Annotated in this window: 12 protein-coding genes; 2 read left to right on the top strand and 10 right to left on the bottom strand. The window is 49.4% G+C overall.

The genetic code is table 11. The annotated features are described in order from the left end of the window. From C557_RS0120955 to C557_RS0120910, 10 genes are all read right to left on the bottom strand, one after another. Positions 1–164: transposase (locus C557_RS0120955; protein ID WP_018752585.1), on the bottom strand; the 164-nt coding region annotated here is incomplete at its 3' end. A gap of 767 nt (positions 165–931) precedes the next feature. After that, complete coding sequence (locus C557_RS0120950) at positions 932–1,417, bottom strand: DUF456 domain-containing protein (protein ID WP_026263608.1); 486 nt, start codon at positions 1,415–1,417, stop codon at positions 932–934. A gap of 9 nt (positions 1,418–1,426) precedes the next feature. Next, complete coding sequence (locus tag C557_RS0120945) at positions 1,427–2,170, bottom strand: Cof-type HAD-IIB family hydrolase (protein ID WP_018753817.1); 744 nt, start codon at positions 2,168–2,170, stop codon at positions 1,427–1,429. A gap of 242 nt (positions 2,171–2,412) precedes the next feature. Continuing rightward, positions 2,413–3,294 carry a metal ABC transporter permease gene (locus C557_RS0120940; protein WP_018753816.1) on the bottom strand — a complete coding sequence of 294 codons (882 nt, stop codon included), beginning with the start codon at positions 3,292–3,294 and terminating at the stop codon, positions 2,413–2,415. Position 3,295: 1 nt separating this feature from the next. Next, a complete protein-coding gene (locus C557_RS23895) occupies positions 3,296–4,246 on the bottom strand; it encodes a metal ABC transporter permease (protein ID WP_018753815.1) in 951 nt (316 codons plus the stop codon). Between the two features lie 4 nt (positions 4,247–4,250). Next, on the bottom strand, positions 4,251–5,009 hold the full coding sequence (locus tag C557_RS0120930; RefSeq protein ID WP_018753814.1) for a metal ABC transporter ATP-binding protein: 759 nt from the start codon (positions 5,007–5,009) through the stop codon (positions 4,251–4,253). 33 nt (positions 5,010–5,042) lie between these two features. Then, entirely contained in the window at positions 5,043–6,017 is a 975-nt protein-coding gene (locus tag C557_RS0120925; RefSeq protein ID WP_018753813.1) for a metal ABC transporter solute-binding protein, Zn/Mn family, read from the bottom strand. 183 nt (positions 6,018–6,200) lie between these two features. Next, positions 6,201–8,222 carry a peptidoglycan D,D-transpeptidase FtsI family protein gene (locus tag C557_RS0120920; RefSeq protein WP_051082486.1) on the bottom strand — a complete coding sequence of 674 codons (2,022 nt, stop codon included), beginning with the start codon at positions 8,220–8,222 and terminating at the stop codon, positions 6,201–6,203. Positions 8,223–8,389: 167 nt separating this feature from the next. Beyond that, positions 8,390–9,538: a transglutaminase domain-containing protein gene (locus C557_RS0120915; protein ID WP_018753811.1), complete on the bottom strand. Its 1,149-nt coding sequence runs from the start codon at positions 9,536–9,538 to the stop codon at positions 8,390–8,392. A 27-nt stretch (positions 9,539–9,565) separates the two neighbouring features. Then, on the bottom strand, positions 9,566–10,006 hold the full coding sequence (locus C557_RS0120910) for a hypothetical protein (protein ID WP_018753810.1): 441 nt from the start codon (positions 10,004–10,006) through the stop codon (positions 9,566–9,568). A gap of 184 nt (positions 10,007–10,190) precedes the next feature. On the opposite strand from C557_RS0120910, the gene C557_RS0120905 reads away from it, so the two are divergent. Both C557_RS0120905 and C557_RS25585 read left to right on the top strand, forming a co-directional pair. Then, positions 10,191–11,369 (top strand): MFS transporter, encoded by a 1,179-nt coding sequence (locus C557_RS0120905; protein WP_018753809.1) that lies wholly within the window; start codon positions 10,191–10,193, stop codon positions 11,367–11,369. Positions 11,370–11,503: 134 nt separating this feature from the next. Then, positions 11,504–11,629, top strand: a complete 126-nt coding sequence (locus C557_RS25585; protein WP_276202663.1) for a hypothetical protein — start codon at positions 11,504–11,506, stop codon at positions 11,627–11,629. Positions 11,630–11,691: the final 62 nt, after the last annotated feature.

Genomic DNA, 11,691 nt, shown 5'->3' with positions numbered 1-11,691 from the left:
GACTCATTCTTGAACTCGCGATATTTGGCTTTCCAGGCATGCAACGTCTTTGCTGGGATGTCCATCTCTAAGGCGATTTCCTCCACCGATTTCGTCTGTTCATGGAGATATTTAGCTGTTTGTCTTTTAAATTCTTCGTTATAGCGATTCCGCTGCTCACCCACGTGAACACCTCCTCAGTTAGTTTTATTATCTTTTTCTCTTAACGAGGTGTCCACTTTTTATTCTAGCTCTAATCCTCACGTTAATTTAGAGCTTTTCCCGTAAATACGGGAATTAGGTAGCAATTAGCATGAGAAATTCCATATAAACACCTGCTATACCTATAAAGGAGGCTATTTAACAGGACTTTTTCCCGTTAACACTCGCGAGCAACATCAGCATTTGCCACAAGCACTTACTAGCACTTACTAGCACTTACTAGCACTCACTAGCACTCACCAGCACTTACCAGCACTCACTAGCACTTACTAGCACTCACCAGTACTTACTAGCACTCACCAGTACTTACTAGCACTCACCAGCACTCACCAGCACTCACTAGCACTCACCAGCACTCACTAGCACTCATAAGCCCCCCCATTTAACCGCCTGCCTGATAAATCAGGGGATTGTATTGGCATGCGCAATGGGTTCATCACGCTTCTATCTAAAAGAGGTAGCTCAAAAAGTCGTCTTCCCAGGACGGAGTTGTCCGAGGAGTAAGTTCGGCATCGAATCTTGAATTCAGCTGGGCCTAGCCTAGGCTTACGTAGTATGTTTCTTGCAGAAACATTTGAGTTGCTCACGTACCCATGCTTCCTAAGTCGTTTTCTCAGAAAACGTGTAGCTCCACTACTCAGTCCCTAGCCGCATCCAACCTAAAGTGTTTAAAAAAACGCACATCGGAAGCATAAGCTTTGGTCCCATATACCCGACTTTTTGAACAAGCCTAAAAAGCAACAATCCAGATGACGAATACAACAATCATCACGATTTGCAATATAATTTTAACCACCATACTGCTAAACAAGCCCACCACCGAGCCTACCCCGACCTTAAACGATCTGACCAAGGACTCGCCCTTGATCAATTCTCCAATCATAGCGCCGATGAGCGGACCCAATACCAGGCCGAACGCCGGAATCACAAAGGGGCCTACAACAATACCGATGGTGCTAAGCCAGACTGACAGCTTGCTGCCGCCAAACTTCTTGACTCCCCAGGCCCCGACCGCATAATCAGCCACAAAGAGCACAACCACGATCAGCGTTTGCAATATCCAAAAGAAGGAACCAAACGACTCGAAGGAGAAAAACCAGCCATAAACAAAAAAAGCAAAGTAGATGGCAAGCGCTCCCGGCAATACAGGATATACAGCACCAGCCAGGCCTATGGCAAATAAGGCAATCACCAAAATCCAGCCTATTACGGTCAGCAAGTGAACTCACTCCTCCGTAAGAACATAATCACGAATAATCCAGGCAATCCCGTCTTCATTATTAGTAGCGGTAACGACATCCGCCTTCTCCTTGACAAGCTCCTGGGCATTCCCCATAGCCACACCAAGTCCGGCAGCTTCAATGGCTGCCAGGTCGTTCAGACTATCACCGATGGCGACAACCTCGGACATTTGCAAGCCAAGCAGCTTACAGACAACTTGAATCCCGCTGGCTTTGCTAACACCCTTCGGATTGATTTCCAAATTATGTGGAGAAGAGTTGGTAATCTGGAATGCATCCATTGCCTCCAGTTCCTGCAAGATGGCCATCCGCGCAGCATCATCTTCTGTAAAATAGCCAAATTTCAGCCAGTGATTGCGTTCGAGAAGCTCCGGCAGCCAGCTTCCTTCATTAAAGCTGCCCTCTACCGAATTCGCCCAGAACCATACTTGCTTTTCCCGGGAAATTTTATATAGTCTTGCAATCAGCGAACGATCCAGAAGTATCCGCCGGTGCAGCTCATGTGGGGACTTCCAAATCTCACTACCGTTCACCGTAATCATCGGTGTTCCCAAGTTCAGTTGGTCTCCATAAGGGATTGCCTCGTCATAGCTGCGGCCTGTCGATAGGCAGACATGAACCCCGGCCGCGGCCGCCTTGCGAATCCAATACTCTGTTTCCGGTGTAATTTCATGTAGATCATTGAGTAACGTCCCATCCATATCGAGCGCCAGCAGTTTGTATTTCAAAAAGCAACTCCCCTATCCCTGTGTTTTGTCTCTGTAATCTACCGTCATTTTAACATATTCCCAAGAAGCCAACAAAGCTTATCAGGCTTTGGATAAGCCTTCCAGAGCAATCACCTGCTTATAAAAAAGACTCTACCCTGCTCCACAAGACCAAAATGGTCCCATGAGTTCAGGATAGAGCCTTGGCTTAAGGCTCTTATTATAGATAATTAGCCTGTGATTTCAAGAGGCGGCCGCAAACCTTAAGCTGCTGCAGAATTCATCCGTCTGCGTTTTCCCAACCGAGCTATCAGACCATGGGAAGGGGACAGGATGAAAACTAGCACAAACAGAATTCCTGCTACCGTGACCATCGCTCCTGCGATGGAAGCATCCAGCCATTTGGCGGCATAATAGCCGCCTGTCGCACTAATGGCGCCGATCAGCACGCTGTAAACAATCATCATGCTAAGCCGGTCCGTCAGCAGATAAGCCGTCGCGGCCGGAATGATCAGCATACCTACGACCAGAATGGCGCCAACACTTTCGAAGGAAGCTACGGTGGACAATGAGACCAGTCCCATCAGCATATAATGGAACAACGCCACCGGAATACCTACAGCAGCAGCAAGCGCCGGATCAAAGGCACATAGCTTAAATTGCTTATAGAACAAGCTGATGGCGGCCAGCACAATCAACAGCGTGCCACCGAGCATCCACACGGCTACAGGTCCCATATCGTAACCGTTCCATACCCATGTATCCCACTGTACATAGGCAATTTCGCCGAACAAGACACAATCAAGGTCCAGATCAATATGGGCCGCATTCCGGCTGATGATAATGACACCGATAGCGAACAACGCGGTGAAGACAATCCCGATGGATGCATCCGATTGGAGGCCGCTATTTTGCAGCAGTTGAATCAGAAATACGGTAATCAAGCCAAGCACCGCCGCCCCCAACAGCATCAGCATCGAATCCCGGGAACTGCTGATCAGAAAAGCAATCGCTATGCCGGGCAATACAGAGTGACTGATAGCGTCGCCAACCATCGCCATTTTACGCAATACGAGAAAGCAACCCAATATTCCGCAAGTAGCCGCCACCAGGGTTCCGGTGAGAATAATCCAAAAATCCGTCATATCATTCCGTCCCCCTTTCTATTGTCTGAGTTTGATGAACAACTCCGTGGCCAGCATACTTCTGCACCTCACTTCGACTGCGCAAATGGCGGATCCACTTGAAGAGCAATCCCCGATTTGGAGCGAACACAGCCGAGACGAAGAATAACGCTGTGGCGGCCAGCACCGTTACCGGTCCGGTCGGCAAATTCGACAAAGTCGAGCTGACTAGCGTCCCCGTCACTCCTGACAAAGCACCAAACACTCCTGCCAACACCACCATCAGCCCTAAGGCATCCGTCCAGTATCTTGCTGCCACGGCAGGCGTAATCAACAATGCTGCTACAAGCACAACCCCTACAGCTTGAATGCCAACGACGACGGCAATGACCGTCATAAGCAGGAGCAGCTGCTCCAAAAATGCTACCTTGAGGCCCATGCCTCGCGCAAAGCCAGGGTCAAAGCTGACCAGCTTAAATTCCTTAAACAAGAGCATGCACACTACGATTAGCAGCACGGATACCGCACCCATCATATAAACGTCGGACAGCATCATGGATGCCGCCTGACCGAACATGTATTTATCCAGTCCACTTTGATTGCCATTCCCGCTATGCTGAATTTTGGTCAGCAGCACGATCCCGATCCCGAAGAAGACGGACAATACGATGCCAAGTGCCGCATCCTGCTTGATCCGTGAGTAACGAGTAATGGCTGAAATACCGAAGGTAGCCAACATGCCAGAAATGATAGCTCCAAGCATGAACAGCCCAACCGACTTGACCCCACTCAGCATAAATGCGATACATATCCCGGGCAAAGCTGCATGGGCCAGGGCATCCCCGAGCAAGCTCTGCTTGCGCAAGAAGGTGAAGGAGCCGATTACGCCGCTGCCTAAACCAAGCAGCAAAGATCCGGCTAGTATCCACTGCATATTCGGGTCGGTGAACCAACTTATCAAATCCGCTAACATGGCATCACACCGTCCCTGACGGCACAGTGGCAAAATCGGCCAGCATGGCAATTCGGCCCCCGTACGTACTATGCAAATTGGCAGGCGTAAAGGTATCTTCCGTTGGACCGGCAGCGATCAACTCCCCGTTGAGCAGCAGTACATGGTCAAAATACTCTTTGACCGTCGACAGATCATGATGGACAACCAACACGGTTTTCCCTTGTCCCTTAAGCTCGTGCAGCAGATTGATGATCGCCTTCTCCGTTGTTGCATCTACGCCAGAGAAAGGCTCATCCATAAAATATAATTGCGCGTTCTGAGCGAGTGCCCGTGCCAGAAATACCCGTTGCTGCTGCCCGCCGGACAGTTGGCTAATCTGACGGTTAGCAAAGTCGGCCATGCCGACCTTGGCCAAGCATTCCATCGCAATCTGGCGTTCCTTGGCACCAGGCCGCCGGAACCAGCCGAGATGTCCATACCGGCCCATCATGACCACATCCAGCGCATTCGTTGGGAAATCCCAATCGACGGATTCCCGCTGTGGCACATAGCCGATCATCTTTCTTTGCTCGCGATAAGGACGATCATAAATACGAACGTCGCCGTCCAAGGATGGAATGAGACCAAGCACTGCCTTGAGCAGTGTAGACTTCCCGGCCCCGTTGGGACCGAGAATGCCAATTAATTTACCTTCCGGTATTTGAAAGGATACCGATCTAAGAACCGGTTTTTTCTGATAGGCTACGGTCAAACGACTGACTTCCAGCGGATAACCTTTCATTTTAGTTCCCCTTTTCTATCGTGCTTTCTTATTTTATTTTAGCGCCTCTACGATGGTGCTTACATTATGTTCAACCATTTTGATATACGTATCTGCATCCGATCCCGGCTCTCCCATGGAATCCGAATAAAGCTCCCCGCCAATCTTGACGGTATGGCCCATCTCCTTGGCCCCGGCAATAACCGCCTCCATGGATTTCGTCGGAATACTTGATTCCACAAACACAGCCTTTATCTTGTTCTCTACCAGGAAATCCCGCAGCTTGCTGACATCCTTGGAGCCATACTCCGCTGCCGTACTAATCCCTTGTAATCCCATGACCTCAATGCCGTAAGCATCCCCAAAGTAACCAAAGGCATCATGAGCAGTTACCAGCACCCGGTCCTGCTCCGGAATTTCAGCAATCTGCCGTTTTACTTCCGCATCCAGTTGTTCCAGTTGAGCAATATATGCCTCAGCATTTTGTTGATAGGTATCAGCGTGATCCGGGTCATAGGCCACCAGCGTATCCCGGATAGTCTCCGTAGCCGAAATCCAGTGGCGTACATTAAACCAGATATGGGGATCATATTGCGAGCCCCCTGCATCAGCACCTGATCTCAGCAATTCGGGATCGATATCCCTGGATACCGCAACTGTCGGCTTGCGATTCTCCAGCTTTTCAAAAATTTCTGTCATTTTCCCTTCCAAATGCAAACCGCCGTAGAAAATAATGTCGGCTTGATCCAACTTCTCAATATCGCCTTGCGAAGCTTTATATAAGTGAGGGTCCACGCCAGGGCCCATCAGACCGTTTGCCTCTACTTCCTCACCACCAACCTGCTTCACCACATCGGTAATCATCCCAATCGTAGCCACGACCTGAATAGGCTCACCATCTGCAGGCCGTTGTACCGAATCAGCTTGACCTTCTACCTTGGAGCAAGCGCCCAATATAATGAGAGCCAAAATCCCCAACGTTATTTTCGCCCGATGAAACGGGCTTTTCTTCACTTGCATATCGTTCATTACATGAACTCCTCTCCGTATATGTTCTTTTTTTCTCAAGTTGTACAAGTAAACATTTGTTTTCTTGAACCTTGTTTTTTAGTTTAGTGTAAAAATGTTTCCCTAGGGCAAATTTTAAGGGAAGACACACAAAAAAGCAAGAGGATTTTTTCCCCTTGCCTTCAATGATCTATTCGTACTTGCTTATTGATTGGTGTCCTCCGGGGCTGTACCGTTGCCTGCTGCCCCGTTCTGCGCATTCTCCTGTTGCTGTGCCTTCTTTGGTACTCCATCCAGTCCATATTCCTGATCGTACGCATCGAAGATTTTACGAGCCACAGGCGCCGCGCTCCAAGCGCCAAACCCGCCTTCCGGGATAACGACTGCTACGGCCAGCTTGGGATTCTCCCGCGGAGCGAAGGCAATGAACACACCATTCTCAAGCAACCTACCTTTATAAGCTTGCTCAGAGGTCCCCGTTTTGCGGGCAAAGTCATAAGGAAATCCATTAAATGCACTGACATTTGTTCTCATGCCATCAATAACTGCATCCCAATGGGCATCCTCAAAATCAACTTCATTCAACACCGTAGGCTCGAACTGCTTGACGATATTTCCTTGCGCATCAGTAATTTTATTTACAACATGCGGCTCCATTCTCTTTCCTTTATTAGCCAACATAACAGTATATTGTGCCAATTGCATTGCTGTATATTTCGCTTGCTGACCAAACGAAGCATAGGCCAACCGTGACAGCACCGTCTCAGATTCCTGCTTATACTCCAAGAATCCTAAATACTCGTTTGGCAAATCAACGCCTGTTGAGGTACCCAGCCCAAATTGCTTCATATAGTTATCCCAAACTTCAATTCCTTCATTTCGATATTTATAATAAAGTTTCTCCCCAACCATATCTACCATAAATGCATTAGAGGAATTCTTAATTGCTTCAGTGGGATTGAGCCGTCCATAAGCATGGCCGCCAGAGTTTCTGACTCTCGTCGAATCGTTTCTTCCGAAGAAGGCTGCCCCATTGTCGGAATATGTTGTATTTGGGGTGAACAAACCTTCATTAAGTCCAATTAACACCGATAATGGCTTAATCGTCGAACCCAGCAACACCGTGGAGTCGAATTCATGTCCTGAGCGCCCCGCCGAAATTGGCGTAATCGTTCCGTTTTGATAGTTGGAAGAAATTTTTTTCCAATTTTCAGGAGAAATGCCTCCCGACTGCCAAACATTCGTATCGTAGTCAGGCATACTGGCCATCGCCACGACATTACCTGTATCGACCTCCATGGCTACGGCATAACCCGTTTTGGCATGGGGATGAACTTTCCCCGATACTCGATTGGTATGCACCCAATTAATCTGATCAAGGATAGCTTGTTCTGCAATAATTTGTACATTTTTATTAATATTAGTGTGAAGGTCATAGCCTTTAACCGGCGGAGTGATCTCCGCAATTCCCGTAGCCATGTTGCGTGGATCAATAGGCACGCTCTTATAGCCGTTTTTGCCACGAAGCTCCGTCTGGTACTGCAATTCCAAGCCATCGTAGCCAACATCCTCAGTTTCTGTATATTGCATATCTGGTGGAGTATCCGTCTGCGCCCGAATCGCTCTGTAAAACTCCAGATTGGTCGAGGCATTGGAATATTTACGAATATATCCAATCGTCTGAACCGCTACCGTATCCTTATCATAATGGCGGATATTTTCTTCCAAAATATCAATCCCCGGAAATTCACTTTTCCGTTCCAGGAAATAAGCAATTTCCTTTGAGGTCAAATCCATCTTAATGCGGCGTGGAGAAAAACCGTTTTGCTTCCGGTAGTCCAAATCCATTGCTTCAATAACTTCCTCTTTGGTCATCGCGGTATCCGGTTTTCCATACTTGTCAAATACTGCTTTCAGTTTATCGGCAAGCTCCAGCGCTTCCGGGCGGTTCTTCAGCCCTCGCTCCGTGTTGCTGTAATCCTTTTGCAGCGTGATATACAAGGATTGCACCGGCGTAGAATAGGCCAGCTTCTCCCCGCCTGCAGCATAGATGGTTCCCCGGGTAGGTGCCAGCGGCACATCCTTGACACGCAAGCTGCTCTCCTGCTGGGAAAGGGTCGGCCCCTCCACGAACTGCAAAATGGCCAGGCGCACGATAATCACGGTAAAAATGGCAAAGGCGCTAAAGAAAAAAATGTTCAGCCTTATATTAAAATGGCGCTGCATGGCAATTTCCTGCTGGCGCGGATCCTCTTCTCCATAGACGCTTTTCACCTGTGTTCCCCTACTTTCTATCCCGTAAATCATTTTTCTCCAAGCTTACTATATCTGTTTTTTGAACCTACTCTTATATTAACATAACGAAGTAAGGCGCGGGGTAGTTACGCCTTACTTCAAATCCGTTGTTCCACGATATGAGTTTCGCTAAAGGCCGGTGGATTAAACCAATCTCCGCTTCCGGCCCAGGTGGAATCCAAGGGAATCCAGGTGTCCTGCTCGGACAGATAAACCTCGTTCCAGGCATGCGGTCCGTAGCCCCCCTGTCCATCATAACCAAGTCCTGTCACCACCTTGACCTCCAGACCTTGCGACCTGGCCATTACGGAGTACAATCGGGAGTAGTCGATACATACCCCAAGCTTGGTGTCAAAGGTCATCTGTGGTGTTTGTTCATGCCAGATGCCCTTCTCCTCATAATCCTTCACCTTATCGTAATCATAAGACACCCGGGAGCCAACCCAGTCATACAACAGACGGGCTTTTTGCTCATCCGTATTGGCATCTGCGGTGATTTCGGCCGCAGCCTGCTCGATATCCTGAGGAATATTGGCATCAATAACCTCATACTTCTGCTGCAAAATACCGCGAAGCTCCGCTTCCACCCCGCGGGTGAACACGGGAAGCTTCTCCTTGATTAGGTCGCCGGTAAGCGGCTCAATCACCGTTCTTGCTCCCTGCTGATATACGGGTGAAGCCTCTATATAGCGGCTAAACGTGCTCCCTGGGAACAACGTTACCACGATAAATAAAATGGCGATTAGCACCAGGCAACGCGCAGCACCAATCACCGCTCCGATGGAAGCGCCAGTTAAACGGCTAAGCAGCGAGGCCCGCCGCTCTCTTCCGGGCGCCAGCCAGCCAAACAAGGCGCTTCCACCATGCATGAACCCGGCAAGCACCCCGGCTAACGTCCGAACGAGCCAGTACATGAACAAGTAAACCAGGGCAACACGCAGTAAAGGGTAATCCCTTACGGCCATAATGATCGTGTGAAGAACCTGCTCCCATTTCGCCAGCTCCCGGGCCGGTAGAGGAAGCTCGGACAACCAGGCCTGAATTTTCGGAGACATCCACAACGTCAATGGGATCGCAGCCACAATGCCAATCAGTGACAGCATGCCGCCGCCAACGAGTGAGAACAAACGGTCTGCCGACCGCGAAGCTCCGCGCAGCAGCCCTTGCAGCACCGAACCCAGCAGCACCAGAAGCAGGAACACAGATATGAAGTTATACTCGCCTAAGCTTTGCAGCGATGCTGTCATGTTGACCTCCGTAGCCAGCCCTTTGCTTTATTTTGAATTACGCACGGCCTCCTGAATAAATGCTTCCAATGTGTCATTGACCGCCCATTCTCCCAACGATATCCCGTGGAACGACACCTTGGCTTTATCGTCGCCCATCTTTCCGGTGACCTCCAAATTCGGTGTCGTAATCGTAAAGGTGCCATCTGCATTTTGTGTCAGCTTGGCATCCTTCGCTTCATTTTTCATTATGTTCAGCGCTTCGCTCTTGCTGATGCTAACCGCCTGCTCCTTCACCGTCGTAACCGCTTCGCCGATATCGTTTAATGAAATTCCGCTATACACGATGATAAAGGCCGCAATAATCAGGACAAGCGCCCACTTCACCACCGTCTTCACAAAGTTAATGACCAGAAACAGAATAACCAGCGCCACCACGATGACCAGCCAGTTCTCCTGCAAAAATGCAGTCCATACTTGAATATCCATGATTTTAAAACACTCCCAGACCCCAATTTTATTATTACATTATACATGATGACCCAGCTTCATGTCAGCTTAACCGGATTACTCGCAAATTTGCCCACGCTTTTTAGGAAAAGGGTATAAGTTCGTCCCTCCGGGCGTACAAGTAGAGCATACCAGTTCATTCCCGAAAGGAGAGAAACGCGTCTTGAAAACTGCCTTCTGGCTCTATTTTTTTATGTTTCTCGCTTTCTTCGACCTGCACGCCCAGTATCCGATCTTGACCCCGTTCGCTTTATCACTCGGGGCCGCTCCTACTTTTATCGGCTGGATGATGGGCATTTATGCGTTAACCCATTTGCCGGGCAACCTGATTGCCGGGCAAGGCGTTGACCGACATGGCAGCAAAGGCTATATGATCTTCAGCCTGCTTGCTGCCGGTATGATTCTGCTCATGCAAGCTCATGTTACCGAACCCTGGCAACTGCTTGTACTCCGTTCTATCAGCGGTTTTGTGCTGGCTTTCTTGTCCCCGGCCTGCCTGGCCCTGCTGGCCTCGCTCTCCGGCAATGCTGTACAGCAAGGCAAGCTGATGGCCGGACATGGCGTTATGCACACCTTAGCTTCCGTGATATCCCCGGCGGCCGGTGCTTTTCTGGTCGCCCAATCGGGGTTCACATTGACCTTTCAGCTTCTGGGATGGCTGATGATTTCAACGGGAGTTATCGCCATATTCACCATCAAGGAACCTGCCAGAGCACAAGCAGGTGGCAGTCTGGCCAAGATGGCCCCCTCAGCGCAAATGCCTGTCAAAATCAAGATCATTCCGCTACGCTACTACCTACTGCCGCTTATTGTCTCCTGCTCTCAGGGAATCCTGTTCTTTGAACTCCCCTTGCAGGCAGGAGGTGCGGCTAAAATCATGCATACCGGGCTCTACTTCTCCATCATGAGCCTCGGTGCTTTAGTTACGTTGTCGATGCTGTTCTTGAACAAGTATTCGCCTTACAAACGGGCCAGCTTCGGTATTTTGGGCATTGCCTTGTCCTTTTTTGCCATGGCTTCCCTGGATTTTATATCTTTGCCCATTGCTTTGTTTGTGCTGGGAATGTCCAAAGGAATCGTATTCCCGGCCATGGCTTCCCTTTTTATCGATTTGAGCGGGGGCAAAAGACTGGGTACGGTATTTTCGCTGCAGTCCATCGCTATGTCGCTCGGTTCCTTTATCGGCCCGATTGCCGCTGGCGCGCTGCATGACAAGCATTCACCGTACTTTTTAGCCTTTTTCCTGCTTATGCTGGCTACATTGATCATGCCGCCAAAGAAGCGCGACAATCTGGTCCCAACCGCCCTGGGAGCTGGAACCGGCCCATCACAGGCACAGTAGGCCTGCACCCTGCCTTCCGCGGAGCAACCTGACATTTTTGCCCCAAGTTAGGCAGCCGCACAGAGCAACAGGATGATATCCTACATAAGATGATCGTGTAATTACCGAACTACCGGAAAGCGGGGTGAACACGAATGGGTGCTATTGATAATTGCGGACCAGGCCCGGCAGTTCCTGGCTATGGTGCATGGACATCGACAGGAGCCATCCTGGTTTTGTACATTTTGCTCGTCATCATTCTCCGCGCTCCTCTGTTCTAAGTAAACCCAATGACGATTCAACTCAATTCGGTCTGCCGCCAGAGGCAGGCCGTTTTGTGTTT

It is taken from the genome of Paenibacillus sanguinis 2301083 = DSM 16941, assembly GCF_000374825.1.
In the GTDB taxonomy this organism is placed as follows: domain Bacteria; phylum Bacillota; class Bacilli; order Paenibacillales; family Paenibacillaceae; genus Fontibacillus; species Fontibacillus sanguinis.
The sequence above is the reverse complement of the archived record's forward strand: the minus strand, read 5'-3'. Positions and strand labels throughout refer to the sequence as shown.